This window comes from Arthrobacter dokdonellae, from assembly GCF_003268655.1.
Classification (GTDB): Bacteria; Actinomycetota; Actinomycetes; order Actinomycetales; family Micrococcaceae; genus Specibacter; species Specibacter dokdonellae.
Genome location: NZ_CP029642.1, coordinates 1,495,094 through 1,512,287 on the forward strand (window position 1 = coordinate 1,495,094; position 17,194 = coordinate 1,512,287).

16 protein-coding genes are annotated in these 17,194 nt (G+C 67.2%); 6 read left to right on the forward strand and 10 right to left on the reverse strand.

The genetic code is table 11. The features are described 5' to 3' along the window. Positions 1-11 precede the first annotated feature (11 nt). Positions 12-800 (reverse strand): hypothetical protein, encoded by a 789-nt coding sequence (locus tag DMB86_RS06670; RefSeq protein ID WP_113717091.1) that lies wholly within the window; start codon positions 798-800, stop codon positions 12-14. A 69-nt stretch (positions 801-869) separates the two neighbouring features. Between DMB86_RS06670 and DMB86_RS06675 the strand changes: the two genes are divergently transcribed. Together DMB86_RS06675 and DMB86_RS06680 are read left to right on the forward strand one after the other, a co-directional pair. Next, positions 870-1,382, forward strand: a complete 513-nt coding sequence (locus DMB86_RS06675; RefSeq protein WP_113717092.1) for a prepilin peptidase — start codon at positions 870-872, stop codon at positions 1,380-1,382. Positions 1,383-1,423: 41 nt separating this feature from the next. Then, positions 1,424-1,894, forward strand: a complete 471-nt coding sequence (locus DMB86_RS06680) for an NUDIX hydrolase (RefSeq protein ID WP_113717093.1) — start codon at positions 1,424-1,426, stop codon at positions 1,892-1,894. A 327-nt stretch (positions 1,895-2,221) separates the two neighbouring features. Here DMB86_RS06680 and DMB86_RS06685 read toward each other — a convergent pair whose 3' ends face one another. The 5 genes from DMB86_RS06685 to DMB86_RS06705 form a co-directional block, all read right to left on the reverse strand. Further along, a complete protein-coding gene (locus DMB86_RS06685; protein WP_113717094.1) occupies positions 2,222-3,901 on the reverse strand; it encodes an MDR family MFS transporter in 1,680 nt (559 codons plus the stop codon). Between the two features lie 17 nt (positions 3,902-3,918). After that, entirely contained in the window at positions 3,919-4,572 is a 654-nt protein-coding gene (locus DMB86_RS06690; protein WP_171814401.1) for a TetR/AcrR family transcriptional regulator, read from the reverse strand. 357 nt (positions 4,573-4,929) lie between these two features. Further along, positions 4,930-6,360 (reverse strand): class II fumarate hydratase, encoded by a 1,431-nt coding sequence (locus DMB86_RS06695; protein WP_113717096.1) that lies wholly within the window; start codon positions 6,358-6,360, stop codon positions 4,930-4,932. Between the two features lie 113 nt (positions 6,361-6,473). Beyond that, positions 6,474-7,133 (reverse strand): carbonic anhydrase, encoded by a 660-nt coding sequence (locus DMB86_RS06700; RefSeq protein ID WP_113717097.1) that lies wholly within the window; start codon positions 7,131-7,133, stop codon positions 6,474-6,476. After that, on the reverse strand, positions 7,133-7,753 hold the full coding sequence (locus DMB86_RS06705) for a DUF4245 domain-containing protein (protein ID WP_171814402.1): 621 nt from the start codon (positions 7,751-7,753) through the stop codon (positions 7,133-7,135). Before DMB86_RS06705 ends, DMB86_RS06700 begins: the two co-directional genes overlap by 1 nt. Positions 7,754-7,965: 212 nt before the next feature. On the opposite strand from DMB86_RS06705, the gene glpX reads away from it, so the two are divergent. From glpX to DMB86_RS06720, 3 genes are all read left to right on the forward strand, one after another. Continuing rightward, complete coding sequence (gene glpX / locus DMB86_RS06710) at positions 7,966-9,003, forward strand: class II fructose-bisphosphatase (RefSeq protein ID WP_113717098.1); 1,038 nt, start codon at positions 7,966-7,968, stop codon at positions 9,001-9,003. Positions 9,004-9,263: 260 nt separating this feature from the next. Then, positions 9,264-10,271 carry a lipid II:glycine glycyltransferase FemX gene (locus DMB86_RS06715; protein WP_113717099.1) on the forward strand — a complete coding sequence of 336 codons (1,008 nt, stop codon included), beginning with the start codon at positions 9,264-9,266 and terminating at the stop codon, positions 10,269-10,271. Between the two features lie 597 nt (positions 10,272-10,868). Next, positions 10,869-11,441 (forward strand): hypothetical protein, encoded by a 573-nt coding sequence (locus tag DMB86_RS06720; protein ID WP_113719385.1) that lies wholly within the window; start codon positions 10,869-10,871, stop codon positions 11,439-11,441. Positions 11,442-11,835: 394 nt separating this feature from the next. Here the strand turns inward: DMB86_RS06720 and manA are convergent, their stop codons facing one another. Genes manA through DMB86_RS06740 form a run of 4 tightly spaced genes read right to left on the reverse strand, consistent with a single transcriptional unit; the run spans position 11,836 to position 16,489 of the window. Beyond that, positions 11,836-13,083 (reverse strand): mannose-6-phosphate isomerase, class I, encoded by a 1,248-nt coding sequence (gene manA, locus DMB86_RS06725; RefSeq protein ID WP_113717100.1) that lies wholly within the window; start codon positions 13,081-13,083, stop codon positions 11,836-11,838. A gap of 54 nt (positions 13,084-13,137) precedes the next feature. Next, positions 13,138-14,757 (reverse strand): LCP family protein, encoded by a 1,620-nt coding sequence (locus DMB86_RS06730; RefSeq protein WP_113717101.1) that lies wholly within the window; start codon positions 14,755-14,757, stop codon positions 13,138-13,140. An 8-nt stretch (positions 14,758-14,765) separates the two neighbouring features. After that, on the reverse strand, positions 14,766-15,320 hold the full coding sequence (gene purE, locus DMB86_RS06735) for a 5-(carboxyamino)imidazole ribonucleotide mutase (RefSeq protein ID WP_113717102.1): 555 nt from the start codon (positions 15,318-15,320) through the stop codon (positions 14,766-14,768). After that, a complete protein-coding gene (locus DMB86_RS06740) occupies positions 15,317-16,489 on the reverse strand; it encodes a 5-(carboxyamino)imidazole ribonucleotide synthase (protein ID WP_113717103.1) in 1,173 nt (390 codons plus the stop codon). Before DMB86_RS06740 ends, purE begins: the two co-directional genes overlap by 4 nt. A gap of 199 nt (positions 16,490-16,688) precedes the next feature. On the opposite strand from DMB86_RS06740, the gene DMB86_RS06745 reads away from it, so the two are divergent. Beyond that, positions 16,689-17,192 (forward strand): GtrA family protein, encoded by a 504-nt coding sequence (locus DMB86_RS06745; RefSeq protein ID WP_113717104.1) that lies wholly within the window; start codon positions 16,689-16,691, stop codon positions 17,190-17,192. The last annotated feature ends 2 nt before the right edge of the window (positions 17,193-17,194 follow it).

Below are 17,194 nucleotides of genomic sequence, written 5' to 3' on the forward strand. Positions count from 1 at the left end.
CGTTCCGGGGGCTACGAACCCGGGAGGTCCCACGGGATGTGGGCCCGCACGTCCGTCAGGCCCATGCTGACCTCCTCAAAGAGGTCGTCGAGCATGTATTCATCAATCCCCAGCAAAACCATCGCGTGCCCGGCCCCGGCGGTGTCGCCGTCGAGCGACTGGCTGGCGACGCAGACCGCCGTCTCAAGGTCGATCCGCACGGCAGTGCGTCCCGGGTAGAGCAGGGGGGCGGCCGGGAACAGAGGCCGATAGGACGGGTTCGCGGTCAGGACCGCGTCCACGGCCGCCCGCCCGTGGTGGTCCACCAGTTCCACACCGGATATCTCGGCGACGTTGGCGAAGGGCTTCTCCAGGGGCACCGGGCGTTCGCCTGCCAGCTCCACCGGATCCAGGGCCGCGGCAAAACGCCCGGAGCCGTAGGCGGGCTCACCGTACAGGGCCTCCGGGCGCCGGACCACATAGCCGTCGCCGTCCTTGACCGGGTTGACCAGGCTGGGTCGCAGCAGCCACGGCTTGCGGTTGCCGCTGATGAACAGGGAATCCTTGGACTCGTTGATCTTGGTGGTGCTGGCCAGCAGCCTGCCCTCGAGGGTCTCGACACGCAGTGCGCCGGGGCGCCGGACCCAACACCTCATCGCCGCCACGTCCGCGTCCGACGCCGTGCTCCCGGCCCGCGCGCGTTCCTCCCGGACGGAGGGGGCATCGCGGCGGTGGAGTTCGAACCGCAGGCTTTGCCAGCGCCACGGCGAGGACCGGCACAAATGCCGGAACGTGTCGGGGGTCATGGGCAGGCCGGTCATATCCACAGCTTACGCTTTGGTGCCCCCGTCAGGGTCCCCATGGGCGGGCAATGGCGTAGCATCACGGCTATGGTGACCCGGTTGCTGGACCTGTGGGAGGCGTCCCATCCCGCCGCGGTTGCCTGTGCCGTGGCGGCGTGCCTTTACCTGATCGTCCTTGCCGTAACGCTGAGCATCATCGACATCCGCACCCACACCCTGCCCGACCGCCTGGTCCTGCCGGCCTACCCCGTGGCCGGGACCCTGTTGGGTGCCGGCGCGCTGCTGGCCGGCCAGCCGGACCACCTGTGGCGGGCCGTCGCCGGGCTGCTGGTGCTCGCCGCCCTGTACTGGGTGCTCTGGGCGGTTTATCCGGCGGGCATGGGCTTTGGCGACGTCAAGCTGGCGGGCGTGCTGGGGCTCTACCTGGGCTTTCTGGGCTGGAACCACGTCCTTCTGGGCGCTGCGGCGGGATTCGTGGCCGGCGGACTATGGGGCATTGCCCTGATCGCCGCCCGGCGTGGGACAGTAAAGTCGCACATCCCGTTCGGCCCGTCCATGCTGGCGGGGACGCTGGCCACCATGCTGCTGCTCCCGGCCTGAGCCGCCGCGGCCGCGGTGCCAGGCCCCGATAGGCTGGGCGCATGGGCTCACCGGATTTCATTGTCAACCTACGCAAGAAGATCGGCCACGACCCGCTGTGGCTGCCCGGCGTGCGCGGCGTTGTTTTCGACGCCGACGGCCGCGTTCTGCTGGGGGAGCGATCCGACACCGGCGGCTGGGCGTTGATCACCGGGATCCTGGAGCCCGGTGAGGAGCCCGGCCCCGGGATGCTGCGGGAAATCTTCGAGGAAACGGCCGTCGTGGCCGAGATCGAGCACCTGCTGGGCATCGCCGCCGTGGGGCCCGTGACCTTCCCCAACGGCGACGTCTGCGACTTTTTGAACATCGAATTCATCGCCCGCCACGTCAGCGGCACCGCCCGCGTCAACGACGATGAATCCCTCGCCGTCGGCTGGTTCGACACTACGGAGCTGCCGCCCCTGCGCCCCGGCCACCTCGCCTGCATCCGGCGCGCTCTCGCGTTCGACGGCGAGCCGCACTTCCAGCGCTGACCCGGGATCGATGGCGCAGTTCCTGCGGCTTGCGGGCCTGGCCTGGGATCGGCGGTGCAGCTCCTGCGCCTTGCGGGCCCGCCAGCCCGCAGGAGCTGCGCCATCGAATTGCCAGCCCGCAGGAGCTGCGCCATCGAATTGCCGGCCCGCAGGAGCTGCGCCATCGAATTGCCCGGGATCCCGGCATGCTTCCGGGGTGGGCCACTTGCCTGCCCCTTCCGGCCTGCCCCTGCCCTGTGGGGGACAGGGCGTAACCGACGGGGAACGCACAAGGCCCGTGCCGGCGTCGTACATGTACGACGCCGGACCGCGCCTTTTCAGCGAACCTTACGGTTGGTCCGTGGAATCCTCATCCCGGGTGAGCAGGAGCGTGTCGGTACCTTCCTCCGCAACGACGGCGCCAAGAGAGGTACCCGCGGCGCGCTCGGCCTCCAGACGGACGGCCTCCTCGCCGCCGATGGCCTCGCCGCGGGCCACCATGCCGGCGGTGTCCGAGAGCGGGATGACCTTCATCGTCAGCGCCAGGACCAGCGCGATCACCATGAACGGGATCAGGTACCAGAACACGGGGGCCAGTGAGTTGGCGTACGCGTTGATGATGCCGTCCTTGATGGCCGGGGGCAGCTGCGCCAAGGCCTGCGGGTCAAGCGTCGCCATGGACTTCCCTGCCTGTTCCGGAGAGGCGCCGGCCTTAGTGAACAGCTCGGTCAGGGAGTCGGCCAGGCGCGTGGTGAACATGGCGCCAAACACGGCCACGCCCAGGGCGGAGCCAACCTCGCGGAAGTAGTTGTTGGTGCTGGTGGCTGTACCCAGCTGGGCGGCCGGGACGGAGTTCTGCACGACGATGACGACGATCTGCATGATCAGGCCAAGCCCGGCGCCGAACACGAACAGCTGGGCGCAGATGACCCAGATGGGGGTGTCAGCGGAGAGCGTGGTCATCCACCACATGGTGATGATGGTCAGCACGGAACCGGCGATCGGGAACATCTTGTACTTGCCGGTCTTCGTCATGCGGATGCCGGACCAGATGGACGTTCCCATCAGGCCGGCCATCATGGGCAGCATGAGCAGGCCGGACTCCGCCGCGGACGTCCCGGAGGACATCTGCAGGAACGTCGGCACAAACGCCAGGGCGGCGAACATGCCCATGCCCAGCACAAAGCCGATGGCCGTGGAGTTCAGGAAGATCGGATTCTTGAACAGCGACAGCGGGATGATCGGGTCCTCGGCGCGGGCCTCGGTGAAGATGAACAGTGCGACGGCGGCGACCAGACCCGCGCCCCAGCTCCAGGTGGCCACCGACGTCCAGCCGCCTGCCTTGCCGCCAAAGTCGGTGAAGAAGATCAGGCAGGTGGTGGCGATGGAAAGGAACAGCACGCCGGGAAGGTCAATCTTTTTCTCGGCCTTTTTATTCGGCAGGGTCAGCGTGAAGAACGCGATCACGAACGCCGCGATGCCCACGGGGATGTTGATGTAAAAGCACCATTCCCACGTCAGGTGGTCCACGAAGTAGCCGCCGAGGAGGGGGCCGGCGACGGCCGCGAGGCCGAAGATCGCGCCCAGCGGGCCCATGTACTTGCCGCGCTCATTGGCTGGGACAATGTCCGCGATGATGGCCTGCGAAAGGATCATCAAGCCGCCGCCGCCCAGGCCCTGGATGGCGCGGAAGATCACGAAGCCCCAGAAGCCGGTGGCGAACGCACAGCCGAGGGAGGCCAGGGTAAAGATGGCAATGGCGGCCAGGAACAGGTTCCGGCGGCCCAGGATGTCACCGAACTTGCCGTAGATGGGCATCACGATGGTGGTGGCCAGCAGGTAGGCCGTGGTGATCCACGTCTGATGCTCCACGCCGCCCAGTTTGCCCACAATGGTGGGCATGGCAGTGGAAACAATGGTCTGGTCGAGGCTGGAGAGCAGCATGCCCGCGATGAGCGCGGAGAAAATGATCCAGATTCTCTTTTGGGTTAACAGGAGCGGCTGCCCTGCCTTGATGGCGGTACTCATCTGGTTCCTTTATAGTCTCAGAGTGGAAAAGCAAAGAATTGTTGGGCCTGCGCGAGGTGGCCGGCCAGGATGTCACGGTAGGCCAGCGCGTTTTCCCCGGAGAAGAACTTTTGGCTGGCCCGCCTGGACAGTGTGCCGAAGAGCCCGGCCACCAGAAGCGCCGTCGGGTCGTCCGGGGGCAGCCCTTCACGTTCGGTGATGACGTGGGCAAACTCGTGCTCGCGGGCCTCGGCGCCGCCCATCACCTTGATCATGAGCTGCGGCTCCACCTTCATGACCTCGATGAGCGCCCGGACGTCTTCCCGCGTGAAGTCCAGCTGATCCGTCATGGCGACCGTCAGTTCGAAAAGATCGCGCAGCAGCGTGGTGGTCAGGCCCTGCGGCCCGCGTGCCACGCCCTCGCCATGCCCGCCGTCAGTGAATGCGGCCATGGCATCCGCCGGGAACTCATCCAGCAGATGCCCCACAATGGCGTCTTCCTTGGAAGGGAAGTAGTTGAAGAACGTCCGGCGGGAGATGCCCACATCCGCGCACAGCTGCTCGATCGTGAAGCCGTTCAGGCCGTGGTTCACGGTGAAGCGCCGGGCCGCCGACGTGATGGCGGACCGGGTGGCCTCCCGCTTGCGCGCGCGCAGGCCATGCACGGCACAGGTATTTGCACTTTCAGTCACAAAGTAAAAGTTTGCACTATCTTTCTTAAAGTGCAAAGTCTTGGCGGCGTGGTCTTCGTCACGCCCCGTTGAGATTGGAGATAACGACGCCCGGGGCTCCGTTCAGTGCGCCTGACAGGGCATTATCTCGAACCTCGACGGCGTCGGAGGTCGTTATCTCGAACCTCGACGGCGTCGGAGGCGGGAGGGACGACGGCGGCGGGCGACCTCCCTGTGGAAGGCCACCCGCCGCCGTCGTACCGTAGTCGAAATGGGCCCTGCTGAGAGGTGGTGATCTCCAACCTCACGCGGGGAGAGGTGGTGATCTCCAACCTCACGCGGGGGAGAGGTGGTGATCTCCAACCTCAACGGGAGGGGTTACTGGGGGGCGCGGGTCATGGCCATGACGTCCAGGCCCTTATCCAGCTGCTCCATGGTCAGCTCGCCGCGGTCCACGAAGCCCAGGGCCAGAACGGCTTCGCGGATGGTCAGGCCCTCCTTGATGGCGTGCTTGGCGATCTTGGCGGCGTTCTCGTACCCGATGTACTTGTTCAGCGGCGTCACGATGGACGGGGACGCCTCGGCCAGGAAGCGGGCGCGCTCCACATTGGCGGTGAGGCCGTCGATCATCTTTTCCGCCATCACGTGCGAGGTGTTGGCCAGCAGGCGGATGGACTGGAGCAGGTTCGCGGCCATGACCGGGATGCCCACGTTCAGCTCAAAGGCGCCGTTGGTGGAGGACAGGGCAATGGTGGTGTCGTTGCCGATGACCTGGGCCGCCACCATGATGGCCGCCTCGCAGATGACGGGGTTGACCTTGCCGGGCATGATCGAGGAGCCGGGCTGCAGGTCGGGGATGGAGATTTCGCCCAGCCCCGTGTTGGGGCCGGAGCCAAGCCAGCGCAGGTCGTTGGCGATCTTCATGATCGAGTAGGCGACGTTGCGCAGCTGGCCGGACGCCTCGATCAGGCCGTCGCGGTTGGCCTGGGCCTCGAAGTGGTTGCGGGCCTCGGTCAGGGGCAGTCCGGTGTCCTGGGCCAGCAGGGCGATGACGCGCTGCGGGAAGCCCGCGGGGGTGTTGATGCCGGTGCCCACGGCCGTGCCGCCGAGCGGAACCTCGGCCACGCGCGGCAGGGACGCCTCGATGCGCTCAATGCCGTAGCGGACCTGCGCCGCGTAGCCGCCGAATTCCTGGCCCAGCGTGACGGGCGTGGCATCCATGAGGTGCGTGCGGCCGGACTTCACCACGGTGGCGAATTCCGCGGCTTTGCGCTCCAGCGACTCGGCCAGGTGCGCCAGCGCGGGGATGAGGTCGTTGATCAGCGCGGACGTCGCGGCGACGTGGACCGACGTCGGGAAGACGTCGTTGGACGACTGGGACGCGTTCACGTGGTCGTTCGGGTGGACGGCCTTCCCGGAGCCGGCAGCCTGCAGGGCCCGGTTCGCCAGCGACGACAGGACCTCGTTCATGTTCATGTTGGACGAGGTGCCCGAACCGGTCTGGAAAACGTCGATCGGGAAGTCGCCGTCAAAGTCCCCGGCAGCGACGAGGTCGGCGGCGGCTTCAATGGCGCGCGCCAGCTCTTCGTCCAGGACGCCCAGCTCCGCGTTGGTGGTGGCCGCGGCCTTCTTGATCCGGGCCAGCGCCTCGATGTGGGCCCGCTCCAGCGTCAGGCCGGAGATCGGAAAGTTCTCCACAGCCCGCTGCGTCTGCGCGCTGTACAGGGCATTTACCGGAACCCGGACCTCGCCCATCGTGTCGTGTTCAATGCGGAACTCTTGTGCGGTGGCCGCGGCAGCTTCAGTCATGCTTCCACCTTATCGCCGCCTCCCGTGCTCCCAAAAACCCGGCCCCGGCGCTTAACGGGAAGGACGACGCCGGACCCAGGGTCCGCCGTCGTCCTTCCTCGTGCCGGGGTGCTTTAGCGGCCGATGGCTCCGCTGCTGTAGACCAGCTCGGCGCGGCCGTCGGCGAGGTGGTAGGTCAGTCCCACCACGGCGGTCTTGTGGTTCGCCACGGCCTCGGCGATGATGGGGGACTCCTTCAGCAGGCGCAGCGCGGTCAGCCGGACGTGCTCGGCCACCATCGTGTCGACGTCGCTGTTGCTGTCGGTGCGCAGCGAGGAGAGCACGGACGGGGTGATGAGCTCGACGATGCCGCGCACATGGCCTGGCGGCATCTCCCCGGTCTCGACGGAACCCTTGGTGGCAGTGACGGCGCCGCAGCTGTCGTGGCCCAGGACCACGATCAGCGGCACATCGAGGTACTCCACGCCGAATTCGACGGAACCCAGTGCGGTGTTGTCGATCACGTGGCCGGCGGTGCGGACCACAAAGGCGTCCCCCAGGCCCATGTCAAAGATAATTTCCGCGGCCAGGCGCGAGTCCGAACAGCCGAAGATCGTGGCAAACGGGTGTTGCCCGTCTGTCAGGGAAGTGCGGCGCGCCGCGTCCTGATTGGGGTGGTTGGCGTTGGCCGCGACGAAGCGGTTGTTGCCGTCCATCAGCACCGCCCACGCCTGCTCCGGCGTGGCGGGGTGGTTGGGAGTTGCGTTTTTGTTGCCGTCTTCGTCGCCAGTCATTATTTAGTGCCCTTTGCTGGTGAAAGTGGATGGGTGGCCTGCGCGCCCGTGCCCGCCGTTGCTGCCGTGGCCAGGGTGTCGAATTCCTTGAATTCGGCCGCACCGGTCAGGACGATGGTGGTTCCACCCTCCTTGAGCACCAGGCTGCGGTCACCTTTAGGTTTATCACGCAGCTCCCAGGTGTGGCCGGAAATGTTGCGGGTTCCCGTCACGACGGCGTCCTCCGCCTGGGTGGCGATCCAGCTCGGGTTGGCGTCGGCCGACTGCCGCAGGGCGATGAAGGTGTTGGCGGACGTGACGAAGCCCACGTCCCAGAAGGACACGCCGTCGGCCCCGGCGGCGTTCCACCGCGCGTAGTTGGCGTACCAGCCGGCCGGCAGTTTCGGGGCCGCCGGGGTGAAGCCTGCGGCGCCCGCGGCCTCGGCGGAAATGGCGGCAACGTCCACCGGTTGGCGGTATGAAGTCGCGTCGCGCTGCGGGTTAAGCCAAACAATGGTCAACACAATGGCCATCGTGGATAGGACGGCGAGCAGCATGCCCACCATGGAGGCATTGGCCCGCTTGGCGGCCGCAGCGGCAATGACTGGCTTGACCGGGGCGTTCTCGGGGGATTCACTCACGCCCCCATTGTCCCAGAAATTTATCCGGGCCATGCCGGGGAACCGGGCCGTGGCACAGCCCACGTTCGCCCCTCGTGCAGGTAATGCGGTGTTACAGAGGGCGCCGCGGGCGGCGGTGCACCTATGATTGACGGAGTAGGTGTCCATACGGGAGGGGCGTGCACCGTCGCACGCGGTGACCCTGTTCCTACTTCTGAAAATGAGGGTTTTACGTGGCTCAAAAAGCATCGCAACTAGACTTTTCCCAGCTGTCCCGCTCCCTGGCAGTGGGCGACGACGAACCGGACCGCAACCTGGCGCTGGAACTCGTACGGGTGACCGAAGCGGCAGCCATTGCCGGCGGCCACTGGGTTGGCTTTGGCGAGAAGAACCTTGCCGACGGCGCGGCCGTCGACGCCATGCGCTCGCTGCTTTCCACCGTCCACTTCAACGGCGTCGTGGTCATCGGCGAGGGCGAAAAGGACGAGGCCCCCATGCTGTTCAACGGCGAGGTGGTGGGCGACGGCTCCGGCCCCGAGTGCGACGTCGCCGTGGACCCGATCGACGGCACGCGCCTGACCGCCATGGGCATCAACAACGCCCTGGCCGTGCTGGCCGTGGCCGAGCGTGGCACCATGTTTGACCCCTCCGCCGTGTTCTACATGGAAAAGCTGGTCACCGGGCCGGAAGCCGCCGACATGGTGGACCTACGCCTTCCCGTCAAGCAAAACCTGCACCTGATCGCCAAGGCTAAGGGCGTCAAGGTCAACCAGCTCACCGTCATGGTGCTGGACCGCGACCGCCACCAGCCGCTGATCCAGGAGATCCGCGATGCCGGCGCCCGCACCAAGATCATCCTCGACGGCGACGTGGCCGGCGCCATTGCCGCGGCCCGGGCAGGCACCGGCGTCGACGCGCTCATGGGCATCGGCGGCACGCCCGAGGGCATCGTCGCAGCGTGCGCGATCAAGACCCTGGGCGGAGTCATCCAGGGCCGCCTCTGGCCCACGGACGACGACGAAAAGCAGAAGGCGCTCGACGCCGGGCACGACCTGGACCGTGTGCTGTCCACGAACGACCTCGTCACGAGCGACAACTGCTACTTCGCCGCGACCGGCATCACCGACGGCGACCTGCTCAAGGGCGTGCGCTACGACAAGGGCCGCGTGCTGACCCAGTCGATCGTGATGCGCTCCAAGTCCGGCACCGTCCGCTTCGTCGAGGGCGAGCACCAGGCGCACAAGTGGGAGACCTACGCCCGCCGGAGCTGATCGGCGCTTCACGAAATTGGGCGCTGGTGCCCGCACCGCGCCACACACGACTCCGTCGGTGTGTCCGCGGCGACGCCCAAGAGAAACCGCAGAGGCTCCAAGTACACGGCGCTCTGGCGCCGTGTACTTGGAGAAGCGGTTGAACGCACGCCGCCAGCCCCCAATTTCGCTCCGCGCAGGCCCAGCGGCGGCGTCGTGAGTCAGGCGAGGCGGCGGATCCGGGATCCGGGGCGGTGGCCGCCAACCGGTAGGGTTGAAGCATGACTTTGAGTGTTGTGCCTTGCCATGTCCGCGCGCAGTGGGATCCCGCTGTCAACAGCCAGCAGGGCCACCCCATGCAGCTGTGGGGCTGGGGCGCGGCGAAGGCGGCCCACAATTGGAGCGTCGACCGCGTCCTCGTCAAGGACGACGCCGGGGAACTGGTGGGCTCGGCCCAGATCCTGCTGCGCAAGCTGCCTTTCCCCTTCCGGTCGCTGGCCTATTTGGCGAGGGGCCCCCAGGCGGCGCCGGGCCGGGAGATTGAGGTGCTGGACGCCGTCGCACATCATGTCGCGGCGGTGCACAAGTCCGTGGCGCTGAGCATCGAGCCGGACTGGGCCGAGACCGCCGCGCCGGCGGAGTCCCTCCCCGCGGCCGGGTGGCGGCGCAGTGAGAGCACCATCCTGATCCCACGCACGCTGATCCTGGACCTGAACCGCAGCGAGGACGAACTTCTGGCCGCGATGTCCAAGAAGACGCGCCAGTACATCCGCAAATCCGGCCGCGAGGCGCTCGAATACCGGGCCGTGACCGCCGCCGAACTTCCCGGGTGCCTGGCCGTGTACCGGGAGACCGCCCGGCGCGCCAACTTCGGGATCCACGCGGACGGCTACTACCAGGACATTTTCAACAACCTTGGCGAGGGCTCGCCCGTCTATGCCGCGTTCGACGGCGACACCGTGGTCTCGTTCCTGTGGCTGGCAGCCAGCGACGCCACCGCGTTCGAACTTTACGGCGGCATGACCGACGCCGGCAGCAACTTGCGCGCCAACTTCTCCCTGAAATGGCTGGCCATCCGGGAGATGAAGGCCCGCGGCATCGGCCGCTACGACTTCAACGGCCTGCTGAACGACGGCGTCTCCAAGTTCAAGTTCGGCTTCGCGGACCACGAGGACATGCTGGCCGGCACCTGGGACAAGGGACTTTCGCCGCTGTTCCCCTTGTTCGCGAAGGCACTGCCGCTGGCGCGCAAGGCTGTCAGGCATGCCCGGGGCCTGCTCAAGCGGTAGCTGGTCCCGCCTCACGGGTAGGCCCGAAGCTGACGGTGCAGAGAATGCGGGCTGTTGGCGGTGGCTGGAATCGGTGGTGCAGATAATGCGGGCTGATCGGTGGCCAGCCCGCATTATCTGCACCACCGAAATAGGGTGGCCGCATTATGTGCACCACCGATTTCCGATTCGGGCGGCTGGAACCCGGCTGTGGATAACTCTGGGCAGGATTTTGGCAAATGGCGAAGAATTTGGGCCATGGGATACCGCCCGGATTTGCCGCAAATATTGGCCACGCGTTCCTTCACCAGTCGTGAAGGTGCGCGCCGCGGCCTGAGCACCAGCCGGTTGCGGGCAAAGGACCTCTATGTTCCGAGTCGCGAAATCCGGGTGCCACGCGGAGTTTCACAAACGCTGCTGGACCGTGTCCGGCCTTATGCGGAGCTGGGCGTCGAGAGCGTCGTTTCCCACACCACGGCCGCAATCCTGCCTGGGATTCCGATGCCATATTTCCATGAGGAGCCAAGGCTGATTCACCTGACCAGGCCCGCCGGAACCACGATTCCGCGGCGTAAGGGAGTCATTGGGCACAAACGCGAGCTGACGCCCGGAGAATGCATGCTTATCGACGGTGTGCCTGTCACAACACCGGCGAGAACCCTGCTGGACCTGGCCGGGATTCTCAATCTGGACGATCTGGTGGCTGCGGCGGACCACCTGATATGCCAACACTATTGGGACAACCAGCCGGCCAAATTTCCTATCGTCGAGGCAGCTGTACTCAGCAGATACATTGGCTCCAAACACCATCTGAGGGGTCTGGCCAATGCCCAGGCTGCCACGGAGTTGATGCGCGTGGGCGCGGACTCGCCACGGGAAACCCGGCTGCGCCTGCTGCTTCAACGGGCATGCCTACCCGAATTTCTGCCCAACTGTGAAATTCCCGGCGCGCCGAATGAGCCGAAGGTCCATCCGGACTTGGGCTGCGAGGAATTCCGGGTATGCGGCGAATATGAAGGCGAAGTGCACCTGACCCCGGAGAAGCAGCTGTTCGACCGCAACCGGGACACCCGGACGGCGGCCCGGGGCTGGCTCCAGGTCAAGGTGTTCAACAAGGACATGCAACGCGGCGACGACTGGGTGGTCCAGATGTTCCGGCAGGCCCTCGCCCGGCACGGGTGGACTCCCTGACGAGTCCCTGCGGCGGCATCGACAAATCGGTGGCGCAGATAATGTGGGCTGTTAGCTGTGGCTGGATTCGGTGGCGCAGATAAAGTGGGCTGACCGGCGATCAGGTCGCATTATCTGCGCCGTCGATTTCGGTGCCCGCATTATCTGCACCGCCGATCCGGATACGACAAAATAGGCGAGCCGAAAGGCCCGGATCGGCAGCTGGCCCGGCCGGCCCCAACCTTTCGTGTCCGCCCGCCTGCCCGCCTGCCCGCCGGCCGGCCCGCCTGCCCGCCGGCCGGCCCGCCTGCCCGCCCGCCGGCCCGCCATGCCCGGCCGGCCCGCCATTGCCGTAGGGTCGGCGTAGGGAGCGCCTGGCCATCTCGCCATGCTGTACGGAAGGCGCCTATGCAGGCTAGCCGGCCACCGTCACCGCGAAAACCACCGAAGTCTGCCCCGCCGCGTCGACGTGCGGGTGGACCATGACCGGGTTTTCCACGGCGGGCACAAAGGCCGAGCCGCCACGCGGGAGGACCATGTCGCCGCGTGGGGAATCGAGCAGCACGGCGCCGGACACGGCAAGCACCAGCAGCGGTCCGTTCTGCACCAGCGGGACGGGTTCGCCGTCGGGGGCCAATTCCACCCGCTGCAGCGCGAATTCGGCGAACGGCGGTTCCCAGACCTGCTGCCCCAGCCCGGTGGTCCGGGGCGGCACGAGCGGCACCTCCGTGGAGCTGAAGTCAACCGTGGCCAGCAGTTCGGGGACGTCCACGTGCTTGCCCGTCAGCCCGCCACGCAGCACGTTATCCGAGGATGCCATGACCTCCACGCCGAGACCGGAGAGGTAGGCGTGGATGTTGCCGGCGGGGAGGTACATGGCCTGTCCCGGCTGCAGGGACACCCGGTTCAGCAGCAGCGAAATGAGCACGCCGGGATCGCCCGGGTACTGCCGGGACAGTTCGACGACGGTCCGCAGCGCCGCGTCCAGCCCGCCCTCTGTGTCCTGCCGGGCCAGCGAAGCTGCCGCGAGCTCCACCAGTTCGCGGGAAGCCTCCGCGCCGCCGATCAACGCCTCAAACGCACTGCGGATCACCATGGGCTCGGCCATGGGCTGGGCGAGGGTCGTGGTCACCAGCTTCAGCAGCTCGGGAACCTGCGCCCCGGCCTCCGTGATCGCATCCGCGACGGCTTGGAACAGCACGGCCGCGTCGGCGCAGGGCCGAAAGCCGCACAAGGCTTCGAAGGGGGTCAGGGCGTAAAGCATCTCGGGCTTGTGGTTGTCGTCCTTGTAGTTGCGCCCCGCGGCGTCACGGGCCACACCGGCAGCTTCCTCGTCGGCGAAGCGCTGGCGGGCGCGCGCCAGCGTGGGGTGCACCTGCAGGGACAGCGCGCGGTCGGCGGCCAGCAGTTTCGCCAGAAACGGCAGCCGGGCGCCAAAGGAGGCAACGACGTCGGCCCCCACCATGGCATCCGGCTGCGCCGCGATCAGGGCGTCGAGCGCCACCGGGCCCTCGGGCGTGCGGGCGACGGACGGCGAGTCCGGGTGCGCGCCCATCCACAGCTCCGCCTCGGGACCGCCGCCGGGCTCGGTGCCCAGAAGCTCGGCGATGGCCGTGGCGGATCCCCACGGGTAGTCACGCAGTACGTTGGTCAGCGCAAACATCTTTTCTCTCCTGAAGGTGGCGGGTGGTTGGCGGGCCGGGCAGGGAGGCGCAGTCTACCCCGGGGAGCAGGTGCCGTTGTTGGCGAGCAGCATGGTGAGCATTTCGTCGTCGCCGTTGATGGCCAGCTGCTGCAGGTATTGCTGCGTGACGGCGGGCGCCTTCGACGGCGTGGGTGCGGCGGGCTCGGGGGCCGCCGTCGTGCCCGGGGCGGCCGGGGCGGAGCCCGCGGGGGCCTTGGCCGGAGAGCTGCCCGTACCCGATTTTTTGGGCGCTGCCGGCGCGGCAGGCTTGGGTGCCGGGGGATTGAGCAGGTCCTGGACGCGCTTGTGGACCGTGGTGAAGTTCGGGTAGGTGGAGAATTCGACAGGGAAGTCCGGCGGGCCGATCGTGAGCCGCTTGAGGTCGTGGTTTTTGGCCTTCAACGCCAGCGACACGAAGCTGCCCAGCTGCTGCGCCGGGAGGTCGGATTCAATGACCTTGGTGCCGGCGTCGGCAATGGCATTGAACTTGGTGAGCACCGTTGCCGGGTCCATCTGTTTGAGGAGGGCCTGCTGGATGCACTGCTGGCGCTGGCTGCGGGAGTATTCCAGGACCCATTGCCGGGAGCGGGCGTACCACAGCGCGTGGTAGCCGTCGAGCGTTTGCACGCCGGGGTGGATCCAGCCGGTCGGAGGCTCGTGCTGCGTGGTGCCGGGAATGTCGTTTCCGGTGAGCGGAACCCACCCGCCGGCGTTGATCTTCACCCCGCCCAGGGCGTCGATCAGCTTGGAGAAGCCGGCCATGTCCACCAGCACGTAGCCCTGGACCTGCAGGCCGAGGATGCCGCCGGCCGCGTCCATCATGGCCTCGGCTCCTGGATCGGCGGCGTGCGGGTAGAGGTCCTTGTGGTGTTCGGTGACGTCGGTGTAGAGGAAGTTGATGATGCAGTTGTCGCCGCAGTTGTAGCCGTCCGGGTAGGCCTTCCACAGCGGCGAATCGGGGGAGAACTGGGCGTTTTGCAGGTTCCGCGGGATGCTGATCGTTGCCGCCTGGCCGGTCTTCGCGTCGACGCTGACCACGATGATCGAGTCCGGGCGGCGCCCGATCCGCTGGGCACCGGCGTCCCCGCCCATGACCAGGAAGTTGTAGCGCCCGTCCACCGGCTTCATGTCCGGCCCCGAGGCGAAGATGCTGCCAATCGCGTTGCGGCCGGTGTTCATCAGGTATGCCCCATAGCCCAGGGTGCCGCTCGTGGCGACCATGAGCACCACGAGCGCCGCCGCCACCATGCCGCGCATGCCGGGCGCCAGCAGCGATGGCCGGATGATCGCCAGCGTGTTCAGGAACATCACGGCCCATCCCACGGCGGCGGCGGCGAGCAGCACCACCAGGACCAGGGATGTCAACGGTCGCGTCAGAAGGTTCAGCAGCGCCTCGCGGTTGACCAGGGCAAGTACGACGCCGGCAATCACCAGGGCCCATGCCGCCAGCGTGCAGCGCAGCGCCACCCGCCCCAGACGCTTGTTTCCGGCCACCACCTGGGCGCTGCCCGGGACCACGAGGGTCAGCACCAACAGCAGCCAGGCCCTTTTGGAGCGCTGGGGCGCGGAGGCCGACTCCGGGTAGCGGACCGGGTTGGTCAGCACCGGGGGCTTGTTGGAGGCTCGGGACACCTTGGGGCTGCTGAAGCTCATGTGTTCCTTTAGCCCTGTGCCGGCATGACGGCCAGGGGGTAGTCGGCGCCGGCCTTCTCGCGGAGTGCGGCGCCCTTGGCGGAAGCTTGTTTGTTGAGGTCGCGGGCAAAGGCCGCCAGCTTGTCCGTCAGCGTGGCGGCCAGCTCACCGGTGCCTGCGGCCAGCATGCGCACGGCCAGCAGGCCTGCGTTGCGGGCGCCGCCGATGGACACGGTGGCCACCGGAACGCCGGCGGGCATTTGCACGATGGACAGGAGCGAATCCATGCCGTCGAGTGTCTTCAGCGGAACGGGCACGCCCACCACGGGAAGCGTGGTGACGGAGGCCAGCATGCCGGGAAGGTGGGCTGCGCCGCCGGCCCCGGCGATGATGACGCGGATGCCGCGGGCGGCGGCCCCCTGGCCGTAGGCGATCATTTCGGCGGGCATGCGGTGGGCGGAGACCACGTCGGTTTCAAAGGGGAGGCCAAATTCGGAAAGCGCCGCGGCTGCGGCTTCCATGACGGGCCAGTCGGAATCCGATCCCATCACGATGCCGACCAGGGGTGTGGTGTCCTTGCTCATGACTGTTCCGGTCCTTGCTGTCCGTCGCGGATGATGTTTGCCACGGTGGTGGCGCGGGCACGTACGGCGGCGACGTCGTCGCCCTTGCCGCCGATCACGGTGACATGGCCGACCTTCCGGCCCGGGCGCACGGACTTCCCGTAGCTGTGTACCTTGACGGTGGGCTCGGCGGCGAGTGCCTGCGCATAGGCGCTGAAGAGGTCCTCGTTGTCGCCGCCGAGGATGTTCTTCATGGCCACGATGTCGCCGAGGGCGGCGGTGGCGCCCAGCGGCAGGTCCAGGACGGCGCGCAGGTGCTGCTCAAACTGGCCGGTGACGGCGCCGTCCATGGTCCAGTGGCCGGTGTTGTGGGGGCGCATGGCGAGCTCGTTGATGAGGTAGCCGGGCGCGCGTCCGGGGGTTTCAAAGAGTTCTGCCGCCATGACGCCGGTGACGCCCAGCTCGGCGGCGATCGTCAGCGCGGCGGCTTCCGCGGCCGCCTCGACGTCCGCCGGCAGGCCCGGGGCGGGGGCGATGACCTCGTCGCAGACGCCGGCCACCTGGATGGATTCCGCCACCGGCCAGGCCAGCGCCGCGCCGGACGGGGTGCGGGCCACGAGGGCGGACAGCTCGCGGGAGAAGTCGACGGCTTCCTCCACGAGCAACGGGCTCATGGCATCAAACCAGCCTCCGAAGTCAGCGGCGTCGGAGGCGGTGCGCAGGAAGGCCACGCCCTTGCCGTCGTAGCCGCCGCGCGGCATCTTCAACACCACGGGCCAGCCTGTTGCCTCGCCAAAGGCAGTGATTTCCTCGACGGAGGCGACGGCGGCCCATGCCGGGTTGGGCAGGCCGAGCCGTTCGATGGCGGCGCGCATGACCAGCTTGTCCTGGGCATTGATCAGCGCCTCCGGGCGGGGTTGGACGTTCACGCCCTCCTTGATCAGCACCTGCAGGTGTCCGTTGGGGACGTGTTCGTGGTCAAACGTGAGGACGTCCAGGCCCCGGGCAAATTCCCGCAGCGTGTCCAGGTCGAGGTAGTCGCCCACCGGTGCCTGGGCCACGGCGTCCACGGCCGAGACGTCCGCCGCTTCGGCAAGGACGTGCAAATGAAAACCAAGGGCTACGGCTGCCGGGGCCATCATGCGGGCCAGTTGGCCGCCACCCACAACGCCGATTACAGGAAAAGTCACAGTCCCCAGACTACCGAATCGTCACCGCGAAACCCGCTTTTGTGCTCCTGCCGGGGACGGTTCCCGGCATTCTGCCAGCATCGCGGGGCGCTTTTTGTGGCGGTCCGGGGTCCGGCGCGCCGTAGAATTTAAGGAGCCGAGGGACCTTCCCCCGGATATTGGTGCCGTTTCTGGCGCCCCGCACGCATCACGGAGGACCATGTTCAAGGCAATCACGGCACGCATTAAGGGCCTCGTCGGCCTGTTTTGGCGTGAAGTGGCCAAATTCGGTGTCGTGGGCGGCGTGGCGTTTGTCATAGATTCGGGCATTTACCTCTGGTTGTTGAACGGTTCCATGGCCGGGCACCCCACCAAGGCCAAGATCATCTCCGCCGTTGTCGCCACCCTCTTCTCCTGGGTCGCCAACAGGTATTGGACGTTCCGGCACCGCCGCCAGGCCAACATCGTGCGCGAAGTGACCATGTTCGTCATCATGAACGGCATTGGCATCGCCATTGCCGGCGCCTGCGTCTATGTGTCGCACTGGGTACTCGGCTTTGAATCCACCACCGCCGACTTCATAGCTGGTTCCGTGGTGGGCCTGGTCCTGGGCACCATCTTCCGATTCTTTGCGTACCGCTTCTGGGTGTTCACCGAGGAGCTTGACGGCGAGCCCGGCTTTGAGAACGACCGCAAGCTCCTGGAACCCGACGCCCAGCCCTGACT